The 25,057-nt window shown below is 50.0% G+C and carries 24 protein-coding genes; 7 read left to right on the plus strand and 17 right to left on the minus strand.

What is annotated here, in order from left to right:
• Positions 1-204 precede the first annotated feature (204 nt).
• The 3 genes from AC0QH1_RS23840 to AC0QH1_RS23850 form a co-directional block, all read right to left on the minus strand.
• The gene (locus AC0QH1_RS23840) at positions 205-1,935 is read right to left on the minus strand and encodes a glycoside hydrolase family 10-like protein (RefSeq protein WP_324633878.1); all 1,731 of its coding nucleotides are present in this window, start codon (positions 1,933-1,935) and stop codon (positions 205-207) included.
• 50 nt (positions 1,936-1,985) lie between these two features.
• Positions 1,986-2,114, minus strand: a complete 129-nt coding sequence (locus AC0QH1_RS23845; protein WP_324633879.1) for a hypothetical protein — start codon at positions 2,112-2,114, stop codon at positions 1,986-1,988.
• 98 nt (positions 2,115-2,212) lie between these two features.
• A complete protein-coding gene (locus AC0QH1_RS23850) occupies positions 2,213-2,788 on the minus strand; it encodes a DUF924 family protein (RefSeq protein ID WP_324633880.1) in 576 nt (191 codons plus the stop codon).
• Between the two features lie 213 nt (positions 2,789-3,001).
• On the opposite strand from AC0QH1_RS23850, the gene AC0QH1_RS23855 reads away from it, so the two are divergent.
• Entirely contained in the window at positions 3,002-3,166 is a 165-nt protein-coding gene (locus tag AC0QH1_RS23855; RefSeq protein ID WP_324633881.1) for a hypothetical protein, read from the plus strand.
• A 206-nt stretch (positions 3,167-3,372) separates the two neighbouring features.
• On the opposite strand, the gene AC0QH1_RS23860 is transcribed toward AC0QH1_RS23855, so the two are convergent.
• The 7 genes from AC0QH1_RS23860 to AC0QH1_RS23890 all read right to left on the minus strand — a co-directional run bounded on the left by AC0QH1_RS23860 (position 3,373) and on the right by AC0QH1_RS23890 (position 9,350).
• Positions 3,373-4,014 (minus strand): ThiF family adenylyltransferase, encoded by a 642-nt coding sequence (locus tag AC0QH1_RS23860; protein ID WP_324633882.1) that lies wholly within the window; start codon positions 4,012-4,014, stop codon positions 3,373-3,375.
• A gap of 183 nt (positions 4,015-4,197) precedes the next feature.
• Entirely contained in the window at positions 4,198-5,037 is an 840-nt protein-coding gene (locus AC0QH1_RS23865) for a hypothetical protein (protein WP_324633884.1), read from the minus strand.
• Positions 5,037-5,492 carry a bis(5'-nucleosyl)-tetraphosphatase gene (locus AC0QH1_RS23870; protein ID WP_324633885.1) on the minus strand — a complete coding sequence of 152 codons (456 nt, stop codon included), beginning with the start codon at positions 5,490-5,492 and terminating at the stop codon, positions 5,037-5,039. Before AC0QH1_RS23870 ends, AC0QH1_RS23865 begins: the two co-directional genes overlap by 1 nt.
• Positions 5,493-5,559: 67 nt before the next feature.
• On the minus strand, positions 5,560-6,105 hold the full coding sequence (locus tag AC0QH1_RS23875) for an RNA 2'-phosphotransferase (RefSeq protein ID WP_324633886.1): 546 nt from the start codon (positions 6,103-6,105) through the stop codon (positions 5,560-5,562).
• A gap of 138 nt (positions 6,106-6,243) precedes the next feature.
• A complete protein-coding gene (locus AC0QH1_RS23880; protein ID WP_324633887.1) occupies positions 6,244-6,939 on the minus strand; it encodes a hypothetical protein in 696 nt (231 codons plus the stop codon).
• Positions 6,940-6,985: 46 nt separating this feature from the next.
• Positions 6,986-7,846 (minus strand): hypothetical protein, encoded by an 861-nt coding sequence (locus tag AC0QH1_RS23885; RefSeq protein WP_324633888.1) that lies wholly within the window; start codon positions 7,844-7,846, stop codon positions 6,986-6,988.
• A 538-nt stretch (positions 7,847-8,384) separates the two neighbouring features.
• On the minus strand, positions 8,385-9,350 hold the full coding sequence (locus AC0QH1_RS23890; protein WP_324633889.1) for an aldo/keto reductase: 966 nt from the start codon (positions 9,348-9,350) through the stop codon (positions 8,385-8,387).
• A gap of 148 nt (positions 9,351-9,498) precedes the next feature.
• On the opposite strand from AC0QH1_RS23890, the gene AC0QH1_RS23895 reads away from it, so the two are divergent.
• Complete coding sequence (locus AC0QH1_RS23895; protein ID WP_324633890.1) at positions 9,499-10,086, plus strand: DUF1802 family protein; 588 nt, start codon at positions 9,499-9,501, stop codon at positions 10,084-10,086.
• Between the two features lie 374 nt (positions 10,087-10,460).
• Positions 10,461-12,107, plus strand: a complete 1,647-nt coding sequence (locus AC0QH1_RS23900) for a DUF1565 domain-containing protein (protein WP_324633891.1) — start codon at positions 10,461-10,463, stop codon at positions 12,105-12,107.
• Positions 12,108-12,310: 203 nt separating this feature from the next.
• On the opposite strand, the gene AC0QH1_RS23905 is transcribed toward AC0QH1_RS23900, so the two are convergent.
• From AC0QH1_RS23905 to AC0QH1_RS23915, 3 genes are all read right to left on the minus strand, one after another.
• Entirely contained in the window at positions 12,311-12,739 is a 429-nt protein-coding gene (locus tag AC0QH1_RS23905) for an NUDIX hydrolase (RefSeq protein ID WP_324633892.1), read from the minus strand.
• A 222-nt stretch (positions 12,740-12,961) separates the two neighbouring features.
• Positions 12,962-13,414 (minus strand): DUF3531 family protein, encoded by a 453-nt coding sequence (locus AC0QH1_RS23910; protein WP_324633893.1) that lies wholly within the window; start codon positions 13,412-13,414, stop codon positions 12,962-12,964.
• A 139-nt stretch (positions 13,415-13,553) separates the two neighbouring features.
• Positions 13,554-14,498 (minus strand): Sll0314/Alr1548 family TPR repeat-containing protein, encoded by a 945-nt coding sequence (locus AC0QH1_RS23915; protein WP_324633894.1) that lies wholly within the window; start codon positions 14,496-14,498, stop codon positions 13,554-13,556.
• A gap of 320 nt (positions 14,499-14,818) precedes the next feature.
• On the opposite strand from AC0QH1_RS23915, the gene AC0QH1_RS23920 reads away from it, so the two are divergent.
• Together AC0QH1_RS23920 and rsmG are read left to right on the plus strand one after the other, a co-directional pair.
• Entirely contained in the window at positions 14,819-15,493 is a 675-nt protein-coding gene (locus tag AC0QH1_RS23920) for an ABC transporter ATP-binding protein (protein ID WP_324633895.1), read from the plus strand.
• Positions 15,494-15,731: 238 nt separating this feature from the next.
• On the plus strand, positions 15,732-16,559 hold the full coding sequence (gene rsmG, locus AC0QH1_RS23925) for a 16S rRNA (guanine(527)-N(7))-methyltransferase RsmG (protein WP_324633896.1): 828 nt from the start codon (positions 15,732-15,734) through the stop codon (positions 16,557-16,559).
• Positions 16,560-16,833: 274 nt separating this feature from the next.
• On the opposite strand, the gene AC0QH1_RS23930 is transcribed toward rsmG, so the two are convergent.
• The 3 genes from AC0QH1_RS23930 to AC0QH1_RS23940 all read right to left on the minus strand — a co-directional run bounded on the left by AC0QH1_RS23930 (position 16,834) and on the right by AC0QH1_RS23940 (position 19,318).
• Positions 16,834-17,736 (minus strand): hypothetical protein, encoded by a 903-nt coding sequence (locus AC0QH1_RS23930; RefSeq protein ID WP_324633897.1) that lies wholly within the window; start codon positions 17,734-17,736, stop codon positions 16,834-16,836.
• Between the two features lie 177 nt (positions 17,737-17,913).
• A complete protein-coding gene (locus AC0QH1_RS23935; protein ID WP_324633898.1) occupies positions 17,914-18,189 on the minus strand; it encodes a hypothetical protein in 276 nt (91 codons plus the stop codon).
• Positions 18,137-19,318 (minus strand): aldo/keto reductase, encoded by a 1,182-nt coding sequence (locus tag AC0QH1_RS23940; protein ID WP_324633899.1) that lies wholly within the window; start codon positions 19,316-19,318, stop codon positions 18,137-18,139. Before AC0QH1_RS23940 ends, AC0QH1_RS23935 begins: the two co-directional genes overlap by 53 nt.
• Before the next feature lie 230 nt (positions 19,319-19,548).
• Between AC0QH1_RS23940 and AC0QH1_RS23945 the strand changes: the two genes are divergently transcribed.
• Positions 19,549-20,268 (plus strand): Uma2 family endonuclease, encoded by a 720-nt coding sequence (locus AC0QH1_RS23945; RefSeq protein WP_324633901.1) that lies wholly within the window; start codon positions 19,549-19,551, stop codon positions 20,266-20,268.
• Positions 20,269-20,402: 134 nt separating this feature from the next.
• Here the strand turns inward: AC0QH1_RS23945 and rpiA are convergent, their stop codons facing one another.
• Positions 20,403-21,101 (minus strand): ribose-5-phosphate isomerase RpiA, encoded by a 699-nt coding sequence (rpiA, locus tag AC0QH1_RS23950; RefSeq protein WP_324633902.1) that lies wholly within the window; start codon positions 21,099-21,101, stop codon positions 20,403-20,405.
• Positions 21,102-21,229: 128 nt separating this feature from the next.
• Here rpiA and AC0QH1_RS23955 point away from each other — a divergent pair, with 128 nt between their 5' ends.
• On the plus strand, positions 21,230-25,045 hold the full coding sequence (locus AC0QH1_RS23955; protein WP_324633904.1) for a tetratricopeptide repeat protein: 3,816 nt from the start codon (positions 21,230-21,232) through the stop codon (positions 25,043-25,045).
• Positions 25,046-25,057 lie beyond the last annotated feature (12 nt).

Raw genomic sequence — 25,057 nt, forward strand, 5'->3', positions numbered from 1 at the left:
AGCAAATTGGTCGTGAATAAAGCGGGTCACTGAGTGAAATTAAAATCGTTTAAACGAGAGAAATTGTATCATTCTTCGGGGGGATAATCGCGGGATTAGATAAAGCGGAGTTTAACCCGAGTTTTCTCTCAACCGGATGTGGGATTGGTCATAAAAAAAGGTGGGCAAATTGCCCACCTTAGAGAGAAGCATGATGAGAGCGAATTAATATCCCATTGCTGAATTTTCCACAGAAACCACAACTCCAGGACTTTGATTGGCGATGCGGTCTACTGCAGCTACTGCATAGGTTCCCGCTTGAAGACCCGCCAGGGAATTGGTGGCAGAATTGAGAATTTTCACCAGTTCCCAATTATTGCCATTTAACTGATAAACGGTCCAATAGCGAATATCATTGGATGGGGCACGATTCCAGGTAATGGCATTGGCCTGTGAGGTGACTTGGGTAGGCGGTGCTGGTGGTACGGAATCCAACCAAGGCATCGCCGGGGGAAGTGCGGGGGAATAGTAAACCGAATTTTTGAAGCGATCGTTAATTCCGAGCCGATTTTCCTTAAACACTTTCATACTGAAGAAAATATTTCCCAGGGAAAGGTTATCGGATTGTTGGCGAGAGATTTCTACCTGTCTTTCAAACTCGGAAATCGGCCAATTCGTGCCGTCGAGTTTGCTCAAATAGTTCCCGGCATAAATATGACGGCGCAGGGGATTGTTTTCGCTCCACCATTGCAACAAAACGGGGTAACTTTGTTGCGGGGGGTCGATGCGCCAGTAGAGTTGGGGAGCGAGGTAATCCAACCAGCCTTCATCGAGCCATTTTTTCACATCAGCATAGAGTCCTTCGTACTGATCGAAGCCAACAATTCCTTCTACTTTGTCGGGACGATAAATGCCGAATGGGCTAATGCCAAATTTGACGTAGGGTTTTTCGGATTTGATTCCAGCCCAGATCCGTTGAATCATTTGATTGACATTTTCCCGCCGCCAGTCAGGGCGAGAAAGGGTACCGCCTGCGGCTTGATATGCGCGGTAGGTGGCGTCATCGGGAAAGCTGATTCCTTCTTTGGGATAGGGATAGAAATAATCATCGATGTGAATGCCATCTAAGTCATAGCGACGCACCACATCCATGATGACGTTGTAGGTCCAATCTTGAACTTCTTTTACTGCCGGATCCATCCATAATAAATCGCCATATTGATAGGCGTATTGCGGATAAACCGAGGCGATGTGATTGGCAGTGAGGGGATATTTTTCACTGGGCATCTTGGCGCGGTAGGGGTTGAACCAGGCATGAAGTTCGATGTTGCGTTTGTGGCTTTCGGCGATCGCGAATTCCAAGGGGTCGTAAAACGGTTGGGGCGCTTTCCCTTGGGTACCCGTCAGCCACCCACTCCACGGCTCGATTTCTGAGGCATATAACGCATCCCCATTGGGTCGAATTTGTAAGACTAGCGCATTCAAATTTAACGATTCCATTCGGTTAAGAATGTCGAGCAATTCTGCTTTTTGTTCTTCTACCGAAAGATTGGGACTGGAGGGCCAATCAATATTCACCACAGATGCCACCCAGACTCCCCGGAACTCGCGCTGAGTTTCGAGGCTAACGAGTTTGGGAACCGTCTGGTTCATTTGAGGTGAAATTGGGGTTTGACTCATGGTTTCGGCGGGAGAAATCCAGGCGGGAGGGGAAACCGAAGGCGGGGGAACGGGGCGCGATGGATACTGGGCGTACACTTGATTGGCACCGATCGCCAGCAGCAGCAAACCGGCCCAAAATCCAAACTGCGCTGCCCGAGGTTTTCCTCGCCAGAAATGACCGACCACCTGTCGGTACAAAGACCAGATGTGCTGACAAAATCTGCCCATCGCACGCAGTAAGTCGATGGGTCGATGTTGACTGAAAATTCGGAACACTAGACGCATCAATTTCATATGATTTACTCAGTTAATTATCCCACAGTGTCAGGAGAATCTGATTTAAGTTACCCTCTTTTTAGGGTTTCCTCGGGATGGGGGGGGAAACGGGCGATCGCGCATTCTGCCGGATGCTGACTCTCCGGCGTCGTCGTCGGTTCCACCCCGGGGGTTTCCCGGAGGGGTTCGCATTTCAATGGCGATCGCTAATACAAGAATTACACGATATCATCCCGATATTTTGACAGAATTTAATTGAAAAAGAAGCAGATCCGCCACCTTGCCTCTTTACTGTCTAAAAACCGGATCCGGGCTGCTGGAGAAATTCTCGTTCTTCCGGCGTACTTTTTCGTCGCAGAATTGCGTTACGATGGGGAAAGCGTCCGAACCGTTCGATAATGGCGCGATGCCGTTCGGCATAATCAATGGCGGAGGCGCTTTCGGGATCGTCGCTGAGTTGGCAAAATAATGCGATCGCCTGGTGCTGATGTTCCAAGTTTTCGCTATGCTCGAATGGCAGATAAAAAAACCAGCGCTTCACCGGTAACATCTGCTTATCGTAACCCCGCTCAATGGCATGCTGTGCGGCGGCGAGGGCTTGAGGATCTGTGGCGAAGGCTTGCGGCGTAGCGCGAAACAGATTTCGCGGAAATTGGTCGAGCAACAGAATCAATGCCAAACAGCTTTCCGGCGCGTCTTTCCAGCCCTCGAGCAATCCTTGTGCTGCCATTTCGTAGTCAGCTAAAAAATGCGATCGCACCGTTTCATCAAATTCGGCATCTTTGGTAAACCAAATTTTTCGACTTTTACCATATTCCGGATCCTCGGGTTTACCAAACCAAAACTCTAATATTTTCTCGACTCTTGACATATTAACCGTCCTCTGATAAGAGAAACCCTAGCCAATCTTGGCTGGATTTTACCAGATTTTCTCTAATGTCTTATAATGCGATCGTGTGAGCGGGCAAAGTTGAATCGATCTCCGGTGAAAACCCTCGGGTTTTTGAGCCACTCATTACCTGAATCGAACCCTTGAAAGTTCCCACATTTACGCTTGTGTCACAGCAGATTTTGGAGTAAAAATATGGCTGAAAATAAAGAGAACAAACCGCAAAACGTGCAAGACACCACAACCCAAGGGGGTCAAATGACCCAGCTTACCCGCCGCCGTGGTGGCCCCCAAGGTCGTCCGATCGCTCCCAATAATGACCCAAAACAGGAATCTGACTTAATGGGTTATCTGGATTAAATTCTACATCAATTTCGCGGGTGGGCATGGGAAAAAACCCCACACCTGAGAAGGGTAGGGCGTCGATCCAGACATCAGCCCGCCTGCGCGGGCTAATTTGAAAAAGGTGGTGACCAGTGGGAGAGTTTTATTACCATAAATTGGCGCATTTGTCAAGCTCGAAAGGGGAATTTTGACACCCCCTTGCCCACCCCAGTGCGCGATCGCTATCCTAGAAAGGGCTGCACGGCAAAATCCCCCAGGGTCACGGTATAACTCTGTCGCTCATTGGTTGCTACAAAGTGAATAGCCACTTCGCAAGCAACCGCAACGGTGAGGGTGACTAAGTTTCGCGCTAAAGGATAATCGCAAATATCATCATTTGTAGGGGAAGGAACGCGATAATTTTCGTTCCAAATAATTTCCGCATAATCCGCAGCCATGCCCACATGCAAGCAGGGCAAATTGGCGCGATCGCAGTAATCTTTTAGCGCTTTTCGCCCTACGCTATTGTCAAAGGTATCGAGAACCAGATGGGGGCGCTCGCCGATGAGTTGAGCGGCATTTTCGGCGGTCAGTTCTTTTGCCTGAGCGTTAATTTTTACCCCTAACGCGCGGTAGAGGCTGTTAGCAATAATTTTGGTTTTAAACGCGCCAATATCGGAACGGTAATAGGGTTGCGTGGATAAATTCCGCTCTTCAATGCGATCGCGATCGATGACCTGCAACTGAGAAAATCCCATGCGAGCCAAACTTTCGGCGATATTCGCACCCAAAGCCCCCGCACCGCAAATCGTTACCGGAAAGCTTTTTAATTTGGCCATCAATTCCGGGGTTCTATACAGTTCTTCATGGAAATAAATAGACATTTTTTGTCATTGGTCAATGGTCATTGGTCATTGGGAAAAAAGTTAGCAGAATAAGTGGCCTAATTGCTGAGAGGAAATCTGGGGAGCAAAGGGATGGGTTAAATGCGCCTTTGTCATGGGATAGATTGATTGCCAAGTTGCGACTGATAGTTGACTGTAACTTTTTTGATTTCCACCGAATTCTTAGCTGTTTTCGATGACGCCGACGAGGGAATGGAGGTCAAAATCGCGATCGCGTCCGCTCAAACAGATTCCCGCACCGATGACGGTGAAATCCGATTTAGAAATGGCGGAAGTGTGAAGTTCGCCGGTGCTGGTGGTCCATTCCACGGTCCAATAGTCCTCGCCGCGATCGCGAAACCTTTGCAACTCGCCACCGCCCATGCGTAAGGCTTCGCGCAGGCGTTTTTCATCTTGCTGGTGCTGAAAATTTGGGTTAAATTCAGCCATTTGTCGCGTTACCAATTCGTAAACCGTTCGCATTTCCGGGGTCATTCCTTTAAAGCGAACAGTCTCCGGTGGGGCGATTTGTTGGAGGTGTTTTCGCAGGCGATCGCTGGGCATCGGATCCGCGCGGCGATCGCCTTCTTCAAACCACCAGTTCTTCCCATCCCAACGGGCTATAATCGGTTCAAATTCAGCGCCATCGCCGACTAAATGAACCGCGATCGGTTTGACAAAACCGATGCGCTGACGCAGGTCCGATTCATTCATCGGATATGCCAACCAGGTTTGTCCTTTCAATCGATAAGCTAACCACAATCGCACCGGGAGAAACCGGGACAAATAGTCGGCAATGTGGAACACTTCCGCTTCTTCTACCAGCTTCGCTTCAGTCTCGTTTGTGGGCTGAAAAATTCCCCATCCTTCAAAGTCTCGGGGTTGGGTTTTAAACGTATAAATCATGCCCGCCACCCGGATCCGCACCCGCCCGCTTTGCACGCAAGGGGCAACAAACTGAGTCTCTCTCAGTTGCGCTTCGCGATCGCTCAGTCCCTCGAGCAGTTTGCGGATATCAGCCATCAGCTTTTCCTCATTTTTGTGTTTAACATTCTGGCACTATCTTCAGCAAAATAGCGCTCTACCGCTTGCAGCAAAGGGTCGATTGTTTTGCTCTGAATCCCGTGGGGCGGTTGCCAGTCTATCCAGGTAAAATGACTGTGTTCGCTGACAGTAACGCTCACCGCTTCTTTCAGCCAGCCGAGAAAGATGACCACGGTTTTATCGACTTTTCTCCCGCCATAGCGCTTGTAAGAAGTCTGATAATTGTCCGTAAACCGGAAATCTGGATCTAAATCCACAGCACTGGCGGGAATTCCGGTTTCTTCATGCAGTTCGCGCAGGGCACAAGTCAATTCGTCCTCCCCGGCTTCTATATGACCTTTTGGTAAGTCATATCGGTTGGGATTTTGCATTAGTAAAAAACTGAATTTCGGCTCATTCCGCATGACCAAAACGCCGCATGATTTTACGTCCATAATTAAAATTTAAACCGATTACTATATAGGACAGTTTAGAGAAAAATATCTGTTGGATGAAACATACTTACACCTGAGTCAAATATTCCGGCGGCACTTCATCCACGAGCCACACTCCATTGTCCGAACGGTAAAAGGAATAACCGTTTGACTGCATTTCTGTCGTATTAATCGCAAAAACTACGGGTTTTCCATGTCGCGCTCCTACCTTTTTGGCGGTTTCGATATCTGCCGATAAATGAACGTGATGCCGCGACATTTTATGCAATCCTTTTTGCAAAATTGACGCCACAGCGCGGTGTCCGGTTCCGTGATAAAGCACCTCTGGAGGATTGGTCGGTTCTAATTGTAAATCGATATTGATGCTATGGCCTTGATTGGCACGAATTAAGGTGCCAGTTTCGTCAAAGGAAAAGCGTTGTTTGTCGTTTTTAGCGACGACTTCGTTCAGTTCTTGGCGAGAGAGGGGAAAGTTATGCTGATGAGTGGCATTCAGCAGGTTTTCCACGGAAACCCATCCGCCGGGAGCGAGTTCTAAGCCGATCGCCTGGGGATGGTGTCTCAGGTGGTAGCTGAGATATTTGCTGATTTTAACTAACCGTTTCGGGTTCATGGATGGGGTTTCTTTTTATTAGAGCAAAAATTGCTTTTAAAAAATGCTTTTGCTGATGAGTTTAGGAGGCAGAGCCTCCGGTTTTCGTTCCCAGGCTGAGCCTGGGAACCAGTTGGGAGGAAAGGGGGTGAATAATAGTTAATCGAATTCTCCCCTTTGATGGAGGCGATCGCGCAGTTGTTTGAGTTCTTTTTTGTTCAGTTGTTTTTTCCAAACTTGTTTGAACTCTTGCTCTTCAAGCTGCGTGACGAAATTGCCGCCTTCATCGCGCCGGATTTTCGGGACTTTTTCAATCCATCGCTCTACGGAGAAGAAATACCATTGTCCGTGGATTTTTTCGTACCAGAGATCGCGATTTAGGCGAACCACTGTCACCGGCGATCGCGCGGGTTTGTGTTTGCGAGGCAGCCGGGGATTTTTTTTGAGCAACCCGGTTTCGGGACAAACATAAAACCCGCAAACGGGATACCAGTGACGCCCTCCTTTATTATAAGGTTTGCCGTCAATATATTCCACATGCTTAACCACCTCGGATTCTAAGTGGTGATAGAGGTGATTTTTGATGATAGAATCAGGTTTTATCGTGGCACGAATTTCGGAGTAAACGTCATTCCAAGGGCGACCCACTTGTTTTTCTAGATAGCGGCGCAAGGGGGCGAGATAGTCAGTCCGCCATTTTTGTCCGTATCCATATTGTCGCCCGCGCCCCATTGACAATCGTTTCGTTCCTTCATATTCCGGATCGGCTTTTAGTTTTTGCTTGATGCGTTTTTTGCGGGTAATTCCTCCTGTAGAACCGCGTTCGACGAGGAGGCGATGCATATCTTTTCGCATGGATTCAGGTGAAAAAATTGGGCATTTAGAGTGGCGATCGCGCGCCTCAGGAAACAGCCGCCAAACTTTTCGTCGGTCGATCGCCGCGAACCGCACCCACACATAATTGCGCCACCAATTCTGTCGCCGTCGCCGCACTTTGCAATTGTGCGAAATTCACCGTTTTCGGTTGACTTTTGGTGTCGCGCAGCACTTTCGCAATCCCCGACTCGCTCAACCGCATGCCGGCTTCGAGGAAATCGGTGCAGGGGTTGAGATGTCGCGGAGTGGGCGATCGCGATCGCTTGCACCAGAAATGACTGATAACGTGGAACACTTGTCCCTTGCCCCAATCAAAACTCACCGCCACAATCGGTGCTTGATGACGCGCCAACAAATCGTGACTCGCCGCTTCAATTCTAACTTTGTCTGGATTGGCAATTTCGATCGGATGAGAACTGCTCTCCAACCACCACTGCGGATCCGCACCCAGTACCACCACTTCCGACCACAAGCTATGAAGACTCGCTTCCACGGAGATGACTTCATCCCCAGTATAGCGATTATTCCAGCGCACGGTATGGGGAAATGCCGGCTGTAGGAGCTTTCCCAATGCCCAGTCAGATGACACTAACCAAGTGCCATTCTGCACAAGGGCGGGAAGCTGTTTGACGAGGGTCTCGGAATAAGAGTCAGAGCAATTGGCGAAAACAATTTTTGCCTCTAACTTGTTCGCATCTGGATTCATCGTCATGGGCAAGCCGAGACAGGTCAAAATATCCTCAACGCGATCGTAACTGCCACTGTAAACGGCGACATCTTTGGGCGTAATTGTATCGATAATTTCTAAATAATCGGGATGCTGTTCGGCGAACCGCTCTCGCACGGCGGCTGCAGCAATTTTATAAGCTTGTTTCATATCGCTCACGGTTTACCTCCTTCGCCGCAAAGGCGCGATCGCATTAGTCTCTAGACGGGGTTTTTTCTCCCTTTTTCGCCTCAGTTTTTCTACCTAGGCTAATTAAACCCTGCCAAACATTAACCCCGTCACTTGGGTTTTTCGGTCCACATTTTGCGGGTGAGTGTGAATGTCGCCCCACCTAGGGGATGGGGCAAAAAAGAGTTCGGTTTCAACATGGATCCTCCTAGCCGTTCCGGCATCTCTGCATCTGTATTATGACATACTACAAAAAAATGTCAAGGGTTTTTTCACAAAACCGCGAATGGTGGGGCAATAGAAGGGTTAAACCCTTGCATAGCGGAGGTTTTGGCGAATATGGCGCGGCGGAATATCCCACAAATCCGCGCCAATTTCCGCCTCGGGCGTGCCACTACTGCGCCACAAAAAAACCCCACCCCGGGAGCCACTGCTCTTGCACAGGAGCGGTTTGGGGGTGGGATTCTTGCGGATTTATGGATAGCTTTCTACCCAGGAAAGGGTTTGAATTTGCACGCCCGGCCAGGGTTTAAAAGTTCCACAACACTCGATTGTCATCTTTTAAAGGATCGGTGACAATTCGTCCGATCGCATCGATTTCCTTGAGGTCTTCATCGGTTAATTTAATTTCGGCGGCTTTGGCATTATCGAGGGCTTGTTCCGGTTTGCGCGCCCCTGCGATCGCCTGAGTATTCGGTTGGGCAATTAACCACGCCAAAGCTAACTGGGCGAGGGTGCAGTTTTTCCCCTCCGCAATGGGACGCAGTTTATCCAGAGCTTGCTGCACGCGAGCGTAATTATCTTTATCGGAAAACAGCTTATTTTTTGAGCGATGATCCCCTTCTGCAAACTGATGATTCGGGCCAAATTTTCCGGTGAGAAGTCCTTGCGCCAGAGAAGAATACGCCAAAATCGACATTTTATTTTTCACACAATAGGGCATTTCCTCTTTTTCGATTTTGCGCCAAAAGAGAGAATACGGCGGTTGCAAACTATCAATGCGCCCGAATTGAGCCGCTTCTTCCATTTGGGCGACGGAAAAATTGGAAACGCCGATCGCGCGGATTTTGCCTTTATCCTGTAATTCTACCAAGGCCCGCATAGTTTCCTCGATAGGAACGACTTCAGAACCGAAGCTTCCCGAGGGCCAGTGGATTTGGTATAAATCCAGATAATCGGTTTTCAGATTTTTTAAAGAGCGATCGCACGCTTCGATAACTCGGTCGTATTTCAAATGATTGGCAAACACTTTGCTGGCGATCGCGACTTTATCTCGCACATCAGCCAGCGCCGCACCCAAAATCTGTTCCGAGTGACCCTCGCCGTATTGTTCGGCGGTGTCAAAAGTGGTAATGCCGGCATCGTAGGCGGCGCGAATGGCGTTGGTGATTTCCGTATCGTCAATGCCAACCCACATACTTTTGCCCGCTTGCCAAGTGCCCATAATGATGGGGGTTATCTTTACCTCAGATGTGCCTAAAACTCGCGTTTCCATGTGCTTCTCCTTAATGGGGATGAACTTGTAACGATAGTAGCTTAAATCTCAGCGGGGTGGGGAAATATCTATCTGGAGTTGTAGTCTGACCCGATCGCCTTGTTCCAACCTGTTGTATTCTGTTTATCGAACCGATGAAATTTAGGCCATGATGCAACTGAACCAAGCACTCAAAGAATGGGCGATCGCCGTCAATGCTCTGGAAGCGGGAGAGACGATTTTGTTACTTCGCAAAGGGGGAATTCGCGAACGAGGCGGGCGCTTCAGCGTTCCTTATCGAGAGGTTTTGCTTTACCCGACTTACGAACACCAAAAACCGGACTTATTAAAACCCGAATATGCCGATCGCGTTACCCCGGTGGAGTCGGGATGGCATCCGGAACGGATTGCGATCGGCAGTTGGGCAGAAGTGACGGATATTTTACCCATGACCCTGGAAACGGAGGCGATCGCTGCCGATTTGATGGCACAATTGCAACCCTATCACATTTGGAGCGATCGCATGGTGAGCGATCGCCTAAAATGGAAACCCCGGCAACCGCTTTACCTGCTGCTGTTGCGAACTCACAAGCTATCCGTACCGCGAGACATTCCCTACCGACAGGAGTATGGGGGATGTCGGTCCTGGATTTCACTGTCTGAAACCATCTCCCTTTCCGACTCCACCCCAGTTCTCGCCGATGCGGAATATCGCGATCGCTGCGATCGGATCCGGCAAATTTGCACCTCGGTATGACGTATGGTGACTGGGCGATGAAAGGCGCGCCATTGCGGGAAAGAAGTATTATTTTGTCAGAGTTAGTATAAAAAATGGCAAATTTCTCGGTGGCGCGCCAGGGGTTGCCCCAGTTCAAGGCGCACCTGGTAATTTTCCACCGCCGATATAAAATACCAGTTGGCAGATTGTCCCTGGTGTGGGGTAAAGATTGAGAAAATCTGAAATGGCTCAACGGGTTATTCCCCGGGCATCGCGCACCTCAATCCCCCCAGGGGGCGATCGCGAATCTGGGAGTCAGTTGAGAGAGTGAGCTAGGGCGATCGCGATCGGCGAGACAGAGTTCGTAGAGTGAAAGTGTCAAACAACGATCGACTTCAACAAAAAAATCAACTATGAAACGCTTACTCTTTACAACGCTCTCTTCCCATTCCAAGAACAAACCGTCGAAAAAACGTCGGCGCGCGATCGCTTCTCTTCCCGCCAGTTTAGCCGCACTTTTGCTCTGTACGGGTGGTGCGATGATGATGCCGGCTGCCAATGCGGAACTAGACACGCGCAACAGCTTACAAGCAGCGGTAAACGAAACGATTATCTATGTCAACCCGCAACTGGGTAGCAATTCCAATTCCGGGATGAGCGAAGCCAGTGCCTATCGTACCATCACTTATGCCCTGGAACAAGCGGAAGCCGGCACGGTGATACAGCTTGCCTCGGGAACCTATAGCCAAGATAGCGGCGAATCGTTCCCCCTGCGGGTCAAATCTGGCGTTACCCTGCGCGGGAACACTTCCAAAAAAGGCCAAGGTATCTTGCTGATCGGCGGCGGAACTTACCTCAGTCGCACTTTTGCGGGTCAAAATATCGCGGTTTATGCGGCAGATAATAGCACTATTGAAGGGGTAACGATTACCAACCCCAACGGAAGCGGTACGGGACTTTGGGTAGAATCCACCGACCCGATCGTGCGAAACAATACCTTTAAAAACAGTCAGCGCGATGGCATGTTCGTCACCGGCAGCGCTGCGCCAACCATCGAAAATAATGTGTTTATCCAGAATGAGGCGAACGGGATTTCCATCGCCCGCGACGCTAGAGGGGAAATCCGAGGCAATTTGTTCCAAGACACCGGTTTCGGGTTGGCGATCGGGGGGAATTCAGCCCCTTTCCTGACGGGAAATACTATCTCTCAAAATATGGATGGCATCGTGGTGTCGAATTCGGCAAAACCCATCCTGCGCGAAAATACCATCGAAGGCAACCAGCGCGATGGTTTGGTGGCGATCGCTTCCTCGCAACCCGATTTGGGTACGGCAGAAAGTGAGGGGGGCAACCGGATTCGCAACAATACCCGTCACGCGATTTATAGCGTGTCGTCAGAAACAATTCTGGCGATCGGCAATGACATCGATCGCGAACAAATTATCGGCAGCGTCAACTTTATGCCGTCGGATATCCAAGTTGCCTTTGAAGATATCCAAGGGCACTGGGCGCAATCTTATATTGCTTCCTTAACCAAAAAAGGTATTATCGCTGGGTTCCCGGATGGTACTTTCCGCCCCAACGAACCCGTAACCCGCGCTCAGTTTGCGGCGATCGTCAACAAAGCGTTTGCCCCGCCTGCAGAACGCCCCGCGATCGGGTTCCGCGATGTGAGCAGCAATTTCTGGGGCGCTGAAGCGATCGAGGTGGCTTACCGAGGTGGTTTCCTCTCCGGCTATCCAGAAGGTCTATTTCGCCCCAGCCAAGAAATCCCCAAAGTTCAGGCGATCGTTGCTTTAGTCAGTGGGTTGGAATTGCGATCGGATAATACGGCGGTACTCTCGCGCTACAACGACGCCAGCCAAATTCCCGACTATGCCTTAACTGCTGTAGCGGGTGCCACTGAGAATCAACTGGTGATTAACTATCCCAGTCTCTCACAATTCGATCCGAACCGTCAAGCTACCCGCGCTGAAGTCGCCGCTTTCGTGTACCAAGCTTTGGTGAATGCCGGCAAAGCGGAAGCCATCCCGTCTCCTTACTTGGTTGCCACTCCGTAATCTCTCTTGAATTGTATCGTATCTCACAAAACGAGGGGCACGGCATTGCCGTGCCCCTCGTTTTTTTGTACTTTGTCTAAAAAATCGCCAATATACATCATCGGCGCAGCGGCAGTTCTCCTGGCTTTTTTGCCCGCCCCACGCACCCTACGAGTATGTGGATTCGAGTAGGTTAAGGGCAGGAAAAATTGGACTGGCGAACCTCATAAGTAGGCCAAACAGCGTTCGGGTACAAGCAGCAATTCCCCGGATTCAAAGCGCGCAATATCCACCCACAAGGCTTTCTTTTTCCGCTTTTTTTCCTGGAAGAGAATCGACTCGCGTTCGTAAAATTCGCGATCGCGAAAGTCGCACTGGTAAAGCTGGATTAGTTCGTGTCCCGGTTCTCCCTGATAGGTAAAAATATTTTCCAAGGTCGCTAGGTAGTAAATGTTGGTCAAGTGGGCTTGAATTTCTTCGTGAAATTCCCTTCGCAAAGCCGCCATGCTGGATTCGCCAAATTCCACCCCGCCACCAAGGGCGCGATAAAAGGTTTGCTCTTTGAGCGCGTCATATCCTTCGGAAACAAACAGGCGATCGCCGTGGCGAATAATCCCCAAAGCAATCACCCGAATTTTATTTTTATTACCCATTTTTCCTGGCTGTTGTCTGTTATAATAAAAGAATTCAGTTTCGCTGCACTGTCATTCCCCAGCCTCGTCTAGAGCCTCGGTTTCATTGTAGATAAAGCAGACTTGAAACCGGGTTTGTGGTTGTAATGATTTGCCCCAGAATTCGGCTTGGGGGAAGACACCCGGTTTCTAACTGCTACTGAACCTACATCCTAGAAATGACAGAAAGAATCTGGTGAGGGGTTAGTTATCGTAGACAAACATGGCGCGCGATTCGCTATCGGCGACGGGCCAATCGCGATTTTCGCCCCCAATAATCAGACGTTTGATTTCTACCAATTCTTTGCTGAGGCGATCGAAGGAATTAATCAAGACATCCAGGGCGATCGCGTCACTGGTTCCCAAATCGAACCAACAGCGCGCCCAAATCCCGTTATACTCCAATTGCCCCATATTGTGCATCAGCGCCATCAAGCTTTCATCGCTGGCATTGGTATCGTAATCCATGTAGCTAATCTCCAAGCCGGTTTCCTGAACCTGAAGATTTTCTGCATTGAATCCGCCGAGTTTGCCTAAGAAAAACCAAGAATCGAAGACTTCCTCAATATATTGCCTTTCCACCTGTCCCGGAACTGTGGTGAATTCCAGCCAGATCCATACATCAAACGGGTTAAACTCTCGGAACTGTACTTCCATCTGTGTTATCCTCTTTACTGATACCAGCTAGGGCGCAACCCAGCCAAAAAAAACCGACGCCTTGTCGATTATACCTCAGCGTCGGGGGAATTGAAAATAGACCCGAGAAAATTGCGGATTTTTCTCCAGGATTGGCGGGTTATTCTGTAGTGGAGCGCGCGGCCATTTCGGGAATTTTTCTCAAGTTGCGATCGCGTTCTTTTTTAAGCTGATTTCTCAGACTTTCCGGGAATTTCTCATCGGCTTGAGCCATTGCGGCATTAAAATAATTGTCAGCCTCTTGCAAAATTTCCGCACTATCCACATCGTTGCCTTGTTTCACCAGAATTTGACCTTTGAGATACAACAATTCTGGGTTATTCGGCGTATATTCCAGGGCTTTATTCACCGCCGCCAGTGCCTTATCCACTTCATCCAAATCGCGATAGCCCACCGCAATGCCGCGATAGGCGAGATAAGGGGGGGCGGCATAATTTTCCAAGCGCGCGATCGCGTCATTGCCATCGGCAAACGGCAGGGTCACGGCTAACATCAAATCCATGAATCCTTTAATCAAATTCAACTCCGGATCCGTTTCCGAAATGGCTTCTGCAGCATCGAAATAGCGAAACACCTGCCGCAGTTTTGCCATTGCTTTCGGAGTGCCGCCGAGCACCCCTTCGGTGCTAATAATGTAAGCGCCTTCTAAAAAATGTCCCAATCCTGTATAAAGATTCCCCCGCAACGGATTGGTGGCAATCAGCCGTTCCCCAGCTTGGCGCGTTTCGGTGGCGTAGGTATTCAGACGATTCCAATCTTCATCTAAATACGCAAATGCCGACTGCATAGCATAAACTAAAGGTTCGTTCGGTTCGGTTTGTTCCGCTTGTTTGAGCAGGCGCTCAGATTCGAGATAGTTGCCTTGTTCGAACAACACTCGAAACGCCGCTTCTGTGGTGTTGCCAATTTCGTAACGGTTTTCCGCGGTGCGAAACGGATCCGATGCTAGTATGGGAGCTACTCCCACATTCAGGGCGATCGCCGCCGCCCCCGCGATCGCCGCCAACATCCGTCCTGCTCTAGAAAAGCCATGTTTCATCGTCATACCTCGTCAGGCCAATCGTAACTTAATTAATTATGCAAAATCTATAATCCGGTGGAACGCGGGCGGAAAGCCCCTGATGTCCCGGGATTCGGATCCCACCGGAGAACCCTCCGTTCCCTCCCGGGCGATCGTCTCATCCCCTACAATCTAAACGCGAAAATCCAAGCCTCTTTGACGCCTTGCCCGGGAGCAAGTTCCTTCCTCTCGGTTAGCGGCGCATCGCCGTTGAATGGGTAAAAATAGAAAGAGCGAGGGGTTTCCCCGGCGCTTGCTCAGCGCCAACCCTTTGCGTTATCCACCATCTCTATATTACTGTCTCAATGCTCTATCTGAGAAACCTGACCTATCACCCCACCGCCAGTCCCACCCCGATTCTCAAATCGATTAACCTGGAATTTGCCCCACAGCAATTGGGGCTGATTATCGGACCGAGCGGTTCCGGTAAAAGCACCTTATTGGAAATTTTGGCAGGACTGGCGGAAAGCACCTCCGGCGAAGTCTACTGGCGCAACCAAAACCTGACCCCCGCACACCTACAACAACTCGCCGGCTTGGTTTTTCAGTTCCCAGAGCGGCATTTTTGTTGTGGCAGCATCTTAGAAGAATTGCGTCTCGGACATCCAGAATTGGGGTCAGAACGGGTTCGCAACGCCCTGCAAGAAGTGGGCCTAGATGCGTTATCCCTGCAAACGCCTCCTCATTCTTTGAGCGGCGGACAACAGCGCCGTTTAGCGTTAGCCGTGCAATTAATCCGTCAGCCCCATTTGCTCCTGTTAGACGAACCCACCGCCGGATTGGATTGGTCCATGCGTCAGAATTTGGTAAAATTACTCGAAAAACTCAAGCAACATTGGACCTTATTGGTCGTCACCCACGATGCGGGAGATTTATTAAGTATTGCCGATTGCTGCTGGACGCTCAATCATGGCGAATTGCAATCCGTCGAACCGGATAAAATTTCAATTAGCCAACAACTCTCTGCTGTGAGTTCTTGAGGTAAATTAAAGAGTAAAGCGGTGGGAATTGAGAGTGAAAAATTGAGAATTGCGATGAGGTTCGGTGAATTAACCGAAATCATCAATGGAGCGCAGTAGCGGACTTTACTTTTCGCGAATTGCGAGAATCCGCATCAATCTGAAAAACGCTTGATTGAACCCAAGGAGCGGTTTTGTATGAATTCTTGATTTTTTATGATTAATTTCCACAACTTTGGGTGTATTTTGAGCAAAAAACATGAGTGAAAACGCAAAACCAGTTCTCCCGGAAATGGGTTCTTTATGGAAAGAAACCCTGAATTGGCAGCCCGATGCCGGTCATTTGCTGGAATTCCAGAGCATTTACGAACTGATTCTGGAAGGAAATCAGCAGATGAATTTAACCCGGATTACCGAACCGCAAGAGTTTTGGGAAAAACATTTGTGGGATTCCCTGCGCGGGGTAGCGCCGTTGTTAGAATCGCCGATGGTGGGAACCAACCCGCCCGCCACTTCTGGCGAGGAGGAATCGTCAGCACGGGAGTCAGGAGGGGTAGAAGAATTAGAAGTTATTGATTTAGGAACCGGTGCGGGATTTCCGGGGTTGCCGATCGCGATCGCGCGCCCGGAATGGACCGTTACCTTGCTCGATTCTACCCGCAAAAAACTTGCCTTTCTCGATCGAGCGATCGACACGATGGGCATGGAAAACGTCCGCACCTTAACCGCAAGAGCGGAAGAAATCGGGCAACAATCCCAGCATCGCGAAGCCTACGATATCGCCGTGGCTAGAGCATTGGCTCCCCCTCCCGTCTGCGCCGAATATGCCTTGCCCTTGCTCAAAATTGGCGGCGTAGCGGTTCTTTATCGGGGTCGCTGGACCGATGAGGAAAGCGACGAACTCTCCGCTACAGTGGAACAACTCGGCGGGATTCTGGATTTTATCGAGCGATTCAAAACCCCCCTCACCGGTAGCATCCGCACTTGCGTTTACCTTCGCAAAATCGCCCCGACACCGGCAGAATTTCCGCGATCGGTGGGCGTCCCCCGGGAAAAACCGCTGTCGAGAAATCGAGCAGCTCGTTAGTTTGATGGCAGTTATGCTGCAGGAAGTTTGTAGGGTAAGCAGGCACGAGAACAGATGCGCGATCGGCACCTTTCTCGAGTGGCTCTGCTCACCCTACCCTTTGCTAGAAAAATGGTATTATTTCTATCTTTCCCCAGCAGCACTTGTAGGGTGGAGAATGCCCCACGCGCTTGAGGTTCGGTTCGATTCACCATCTTTCTTATTTTGCCTACATTACTTATGATTTCTCTCGTTCCCAGACCGAGGCTGAGAACGAGTCCCAAAAATCGAACAATTAAAACGCACAATAATAAACGTAAGCCGCATCAATTGGCGCTAAAGTCCCGCTAGAAGGAACCAGCACTTGAAAATTATGTCCTTCAAAACTCGGCGTCCACAGAACAATTAGGGGAACCGCATTTTCTGAGAATTGAAATGCCCCCACTGGCTGAGGAATTCCCGGCTGAAAGGGAGCGGACAAATCCACCGATTCCTCATACGCGGCTTCCATCGAAAGAATTTCCGCTTCAGTATTGTAGATTTCCTCGGAATCTTGGGCGATTTTCAGCCTTACCGTATCCTCACCGATTCTTTCGAGCAGCAAAGTCATCTCGCCGGCTTGCCACGCTTTGGCGGATAAGGGGACGCGCTTATCCAGTGCCAGAAGAGTTTCCGGGACTTCATCAAGCGGAAGTTCTTCTAGAGAGACAGCGGTGGCGGCGTCGGCTTGGGAGGGGGGCAACAGCCAAACCGCCCCTTCTGGGAGGGGTTGGGGGGCGCTAAAGGTTGCCATTGCGGTAGGAGTGTCATTGCAACCGTAGGGTTCCTGTGCCGATCGCCGAAAGGTGACTTCTTCTTTCACTCCGGATGCCAGGGCAATTAACGTGGTGCCTGATTCCACCTGCGACCACTCATCGGAAAAAACGGCAATCTCCGCCTCTGGGTTGACGGGGGAGAAGGGATACTCGCTTGCCCCTTCTGAACCCTCTTTTGTGCCAAATGCCAGCCACCCGGGGACGGTAAACGGCTGTTCTGGCAGATTTTCTGACACCTGTGCGGTGGTTTCGTCAGCCGTGGTATCGGTATTTTCCTGCTGTTCCGTGCAGCCCCCGAGGGTGGGAACCACAATTAGGGTTGCCAGTAGAACCCCGAGAATTGATGCTTTTGATTTGCCGATGATGGATGTGAATGAATTCATGTTGCACTGTATTTAAACCAAGACAATCAGCCTACCCAATTTTTAACCAAATTGGCGAGTTCTTCATAACCAGCCTCACATGCGCGCCGTCATTGGCGGCAGCTTCGCGCACCCAAATTTCCGATTTCTTTAGGGGAGCAAACAGGTCCAAATAGGGAACCTTTATGTCCGCGAAAGTCACGGCAAGCGCCCGCGATAAGCGAGCAATTCTGTCATTTGGTTCGGCTGCCGCAATTGGCGCGGGCGAACCATTAACACCGGAAATAATTGTGGGGCGCGGGTGAGAATAGTCCGAGCATTTTTGTCGGTTAAAGAAACGCGACTCTGCCCGGACAACCGAGTGCCGCGCGATCGCCGATGCCATTGATGAAAGCATCGCCAACAAAGGAAATTCTCATGGTTATTGCTGAGATAAACGTTGCACGGTTTCGCCGCCAAGTAGTTGATGAGCATCCTGCAAAAGGGCGGGAATTTTATCCGCGTGGGGGCTGTTGGTCAAGCAGTGACGCAAGTCCAAGTTTTGGACTCGTTCGGCGTTGGTGCCGGGGAACCAATGGCTGCCGTTTCCGAGGAGATTATAGCGCATTTTGCCATAGTCGAACAGGTCGTAAGCGAGGGCCAGATTTCGCAGCCATAAAATGACCGGGATGTTAATTTGGTTGGGGGTTTCTTCTGGGGTGGGTAAGCCGATATGCCAGCTTTTTACCCAGTCTTTTCCGAAACGGGCGATCGCGGCATTTTCTAATCGCTCTAAAATGGGCGGCAAAATCTCGTCGGCTTTGTCTAACAAGGGCAAGGTTTTTAAATGTTCGTCAAAATCGGTGGGACGACTTGCACCCAAACTTAAGGTATGAACTTGCGGGTGACTCAAACAAAATAAGTTGTTAAAGACCATCGGACTGAGGGGGTGGCACAATTCCACTAATTTGGCTGGGGGTTGATAAAGTTTGCCCCCTTTATCCGACGGACTGATAATAAATACGCCCATATCGTGGCGAGTGGCGGCTTCAATGGCGGGCCAATTAAATTGATTGATATAATACCAATGCAGGTTTACGTAATCGAAGCGATCGCTTTCAATGGTTTTGATAATTACATCGGTCGGTCCGTGGGTGGAAAAGCCGACAAACCTGACTTTCCCTTCCGCTTGAAGCTGTTTGACCACTTCCATACAGCCCCCGGGCCGAATGCTCTGCTCGAGCAATTCTTCCGTATTGATGCCGTGCAATCCTAACAGATCCACGTAGTCTAAGTTGAGATTGGCCAAGGATTGGTCAAAGGTCTGGCGAAATTCTTTCGCATCTGTCTTGGGAGAGATTTTGGTCTGCACGATGAGGTTTTCCCGGGGAAATTGCGGTAAAATGCGCCCCAATTGTATTTCGGAGGTGCCGTATCCCCGGGCGGTTTCGATATGGTTGATGCCCAAGGCGATCGCGCGCCGAATGGTGGCTTCTAAATTGCGCTGATTGTCTGCCGGAATCTGGGTGGGGTCTACGTCTTTCCACTTGTACTGGTATCGCATTCCGCCGCAAGAAAATACGGGGATTTGCAATTCAGTTCGTCCAAAGCGTCGATATTCCATGATTGTGGGTTTGGTTTTTCCTGGGTCAATGTGCGATTAGAGCTTTATTTTAAAATATACAGGAAATCGAGACAAGACAACCATTGATTTTAAAATCAAGCACGGCGAGGGGTGGCGGTGACTCCCAGGGATGCTAGTCTCGATCGCGGGTTGGATCCGAAAACCCAGGTGGCGGATTTCAGCCAAACTTTACAATAGAGTCATCGGTCAGTTCATTTGAGGTGCATGTGATGATGAAATCTTCAGGGGGCAATCTACCTCTCGGGCGGGACTATCCTGCTACCAATAGTGAGCCAAGGGCACAGAGCGATCGCGCCCGAAACTCTATCCATTATAGCATTGAAGCCCTAAAAAGTCACTTTCAACATCGCCAGGATGTGTATGTGTCCGGACAGTTGTTTGTTTACTATGCCCAGGGCAATCCCAATGCATTAGTCGTCCCCGATGTGTTTGTGGTGTTTGGGGTACCGCCGCGCGATCGCCTGTGTTACAAACTCTGGGAAGAAAACAATTGCGCGCCGGATTTCGTCCTCGAAATTACTTCCCAGATGACGGTGGGAAAAGATTCGGGAGTCAAACGCGGCATCTATGCCTTGCTGGGGATACGGGAATATTTCCAATACGACCCACTCGATGATTCCCTGCGTCCCAGACTTAAAGGGATGAGATTAATTCAAGGAGATTATCAGCCCATTCAGCCTATCTCTTTGCCCGAGGGTTCTCTGTCTCTAACCAGTGAAGTTTTGGGGTTAGAATTGCGCCTAGTTCGAGGAGGCGAATTGCGCTTTTACAACCCGAAAAGCGGTGCAAAACTCCTCAGCTATCGCGAATGCAACCGGGCGCGACGCCATGCCATTTCTCGGTTATTTAAGTTGGGATTAACCGCCGAACAAATCGCCGAAGCGTTAGAATTTTCCCTCGAGGAAGTCCAGCGATCGCGCTCGTCGTAAACCGCCCAATCTCCAGCCTCCCTTTTCGGCTAATCTTACAATTTTTACCAATTATTTTGACCGATTATTGAAACGGGAGGCAGAGCCTCGTTTTTTGCGTTCCCAGCTCATGCTGGGAACGAGGGGCGCAAAACTTACATTTCGCGAACCATTGGCTTATCGTCTTTCACTTCGCCAATCAAAACCACATCTGTTACCCCAACAAATAGACCATTTTCTAACACGCCGGGGATGTTGTTGAGGGTTTTTTCCAATTCAGCCGGATTGTCGATGCTGGCAAATTTAACATCAATGACAAAATTTCCTTGGTCGGTAATCACCGGGCCGGCTTTTTTCACGCCCATGCGTAATTCTGGTTCTCCGCCGAGGTTTGCGATCGCGCGCATGACGGGGGTCATCGCCATTGGCAGCACTTCCACGGGTAACAAAAACGTCGAGCCGAGTTTATCTACCATTTTAGAACTGTCTACCACTACGATAAACTCGTTGGCTAGAGAATCGACAATTTTTTCCCGAGTATGAGCCGCACCGCCTCCTTTAATTAAGTTTTTATTCGGATCGACTTCATCGGCACCATCGATTGCCAAATCGATGCGATCGGCTTCATCCAGACTGGTGAGCGGAATGCCGAATTTCTTCGCTAGCACCGAAGCTTGAAACGAAGTCGGGATCCCTTTAATGTCTTTCAGTTCTCCATTTTTGAGCCGCTCTCCAATGTACTCGATCGCATACGCCGTCGTCGAACCGGTTCCCAATCCGACGATGGACCCGGATTTCACGCGCTGTGCGGCGACTTTGCCGACTTCCTGCTTCATTGCGGCTGCTGTACTCATAAGTGACTCTCCTGAATTTTTGCCCCTGTCAGGGCACCACTGCAATTACAATAAACGTCTAGTTCAATTTAGCGCGATCGCGACCCAAGCGCGCATTTTCTGCGATCGGATGACAGGTGAGGCAACCGATGATAAGCTGTCTCTCATCTAACTTGCATTTCCCCCGGTTTCCCGGCTTTCCCCGGGGACAGGGCCTCGCCGCAACAGACGATCGCGCCGGCGCGGGTCATTTCCAACCCTTTCTAAACTTTCCTGAAACTGCCATGAAAATTGCCTTTCTCGACCCTTCCCATCTCGATTATACGGTAGAAAGTGTCTATCAAATTCCCCTGGGCGGTTCTCAGTCAGCGCTGTGTTATTTAGCCGAGAGTTTGGCCAAGCAAGGGCACGAAATATTTTTGTTCAACAATACCACAAATTCGGGTAAATTTCGCGGCGTAAATTGTCTGGGATTGCCGTTAAAACCAAAGGCAGACCTGCTGCGATCGCTCGATGCATTGATTGCGGTAAATGTTGCCGGGGAAGGCATCAAACTGCGCCCGTTATTGGGCGACAAAACCCGGATGATGCTGTGGACGCAACAATTGCCCAGCCTGCAAGCAATGCGAAATTTACACCAGTTGCCGGAACGAGAGAGTTACGACCGCTTTATTTTCGTCAGCCAGTGGCAGCGCGATCGCTTTGTGGAATACTTCGGCATTGATGCGGCAAAAACCACCATCCTCAGAAATGCGATCGCCCCTGCTTTTCAAAATCTGTTTCCTCCCGAAACTTCTATTTTATCCCATAAATCACATCCCCCGGTTCTCGCCTACACCAGTACCCCTTTTCGCGGCTTAGATTTACTGATTGATATTTTTCCCAAAATTCGGCAAGCCATCCCCGGCACTCGCCTCAAAGTTTTTTCCAGCAAACGAGTCTATCAATTGCCCGACGACATCGAACAAAATGCCTACGGACCGCTTTATCAAAAATGCCGGGATATGGAAGGGGTAGAATATTTTGGGTCGATTCCTCAACCCGCATTAGCCCGCGAATTGCGTTCGGTTACGGCATTGACCTATGCCAATACTTTTCAGGAAACCTCTTGCATTTCTGTTATGGAAGCAATGGCTAGCGGCTGCCGAATTATCACCAGCAATCTCGCCGCTTTGCCGGAAACTACGGCGGGATTTGCCCGGTTAGTTTCCGTAGAAGATGTGCGGAGCTTTTCTTCGGTGAGGAATTGGCAATTTTCTGTCAAAGAAGATTGGCAAGCGTATAGCGATCGCTTTTTATCCGCTACCCTAGAGCTGTTAAACCAAACTGATGCGAATTCCACGGAAAAATTGCTCCGACAACAGGTGGATTATCTCAATCGCTGCTGCACTTGGGAAATGCGCGGTAAAGAATGGGCGCAATGGTTGAGCCAGGTATGTGACGCAACGGTTTCTTGGCCCGATTCAAATACGGTAGAAGCGCTCAACGAACAAGCGCAGGAGTATTTCAGGTGCGGAAATCTCGACGCGGCGATCGCCACTTGTCAGCAGTCGCTCAAACTGAATCCGGCGGTGGCACAAACTTACAAACTCCTGGGCAATTTTTTACAATCCCAAGGTAAAATCGACCCGGCAATTCGCGCCTATTCCCACGCCATTTCCCTGCAACCGGACTTTGCCGAAGCCCAAGCCAATCTCGGCAGCATGTACTATCAAAAAGGCAATTTATCCGCTGCTAAAGCTTGTTACGAAACCGCGATAGCGCGCAATGGAAATCTCTCCGGGGCTTATTGGAATTTAGGCAAAGTATTGCATCAGCTTGGGCAATTTCAGGAGGCGATCGCCGCTCAGGAAAAAGCACTGGACTTGAATCCGCAACAGTTCGATGCAGCCGCCTACAGTGAAGTCGGTTCGGCGATTTTGCTCTCCGGAAATTTAGAGGCATCCAGACAATTTTATCGTAAATTCGTGCAACGCCAACCGGATTTTGCCCCGGCGTATCTCAACCTGGGCACGGTGTTGAAAAAGCAGGGGCAATTAGAAGCAGCGATCGCGCATTTTAGAATCGCCGTGCAGAAGCAACCGAATTTATCCGTGGCCTATTATAATTTAGGAAATGCCCTGGGAGAATTGGGTAAAACTGAAGAAGCGATCGCTAGTTTTCGCACCTATCTCGCCGGGAAACCGAATGATGCCGAGGCATACTATCGCTTGGGCAGCGCACTGGCAACTCACAACCAATCGGAAGCGGCGATCGCGGCATTTAAAAAAGCCATCGAGTTGAAACCCGATTTCGCCCGCGCTTATTATAAAATCGGCGAGGTATTGCAGCAACAAGCGCAGCAGCAACAGTGGCTCGATCGCGAGAAAGTGATGCAGGCGATCGCCAGTTTTGAGCGGGCGATCGAACTGCAACCCGATTGGCTAGACGCGCATCAATCCTTATTTAATTTGCTGATTACCTCCCGGGATTTTTCGGGCAATCTTTCCCTGCTTTCCCAGGCAAGAGATGCTGCCGATCGCTTTATCGAGTCTTGCGGAAAGCAGCATCCGGTTCTCTCGAAATTGGCCTATATTAAAGCCTACCAGTGGTCGGGATTGAGTCAGTTGGCTCTCGAAAAATTTGCCACCCTCGAATCGCGGTTGTTGGGCGAAAATTCCGCGTTATCTGAGGTGGAAATCGGTAAACTTTACAAAAGTTTTCTGTTTAATATGCCCCATCTGCGCGATAATTTAGCGGCGAATAGTACCTTGGCGCGAGTGTTGGGCGATCTCTACGGTCAAATTCTCTCCCCAGCTCACTCGTTTGCATACCCAGAAGCGAGGCGATCGCCTTCCCCTTCTAACTCCACTCTCACCATTGCCGTGCTCTCGGAAAACTTTAGAAAACATTCCGTGGGGTGGTGTAGTTATGCCGCCATTGAAGCGCTTTCGCAGCTCGATTGTCGCCTATTTCTTTATGCCACGGGCAATCTGCAACCGGATTCGCTGACGGAGAAATTTAAAGGCTGCTGCGAACGGTTGGTGATTCCCCCATCCTACCACGGCGAGGAAATCATCGAACTGATTTTACAGGAAAGTCCAGACATTATTTTGGATTTAGATTCTCTCACTGTGCCAGTTCACGCGGAAATTCTCCAGGCAAAACCCGCGCCAATTTGTATGTCTTGGTTGGGCTTTGATGCGCCTTATATTTCCTCGGACAATTACTTTCTCGGGGACTGGTACTCGCACCCGATCGGCACGGAACGATATTATCGGGAAAAGTTAGTGCGGATGCCGCATTCGTTTGTAGCGATCGCCGGATTTGAGCGGATTGGCGGCGATCGCCACAGTTTGCGAACCGCTCTCGGCATTTCCGACGCCCAAACAGTTTACCTCTGTGTCGCCCCCGGACGAAAATTGAACCCGGATCTGATTCGCGCCCAAGTGCGAATTCTGCAGCAAGTACCCGAGAGTTTGTTACTCTATAAAGGTGAAGGAGATACCGCCGTCATTCAAGCGCGCTACCAACAAGAATGCGAGGCGATCGGGGTCAGTTTTGCTCGGATTAAATTTTTGCCCCGCACGCGCACGGAAGAAGAACATCGCAGCACCTATGTAATCGCTGATGTGCTGCTCGATTCTTATCCTTACAATGGCGGCACCCATACGTTAGAATCCTTGTGGTTTGACTTGCCCGTGGTGACCAGAAGCGGCGAGCAATATCTGTCTCGCATGGGCTATTCTTTTCTCAAAGCAGCGGGCATTGAGGCGGGGGTGGCATGGAGTTGGGAAGAATACGTCCGCTGGGGAGTTCGCTTCGGAAAAGAGCGAGAATTTTGTCAGGCAATTAAACAGCAATTAGGGCGATCGAAGCAACCGGAACAACTTGCCCCCTTGTGGAATTCGCCCCAGTTTGCCCGGGATATGTACGGCATCTTCCAGCAATTGTTGCATCCCACCCAATCCGCCAAACAACCGTAGGGTGCGTGACGC

It is taken from the genome of Phormidium sp. CCY1219, from assembly GCF_055795085.1.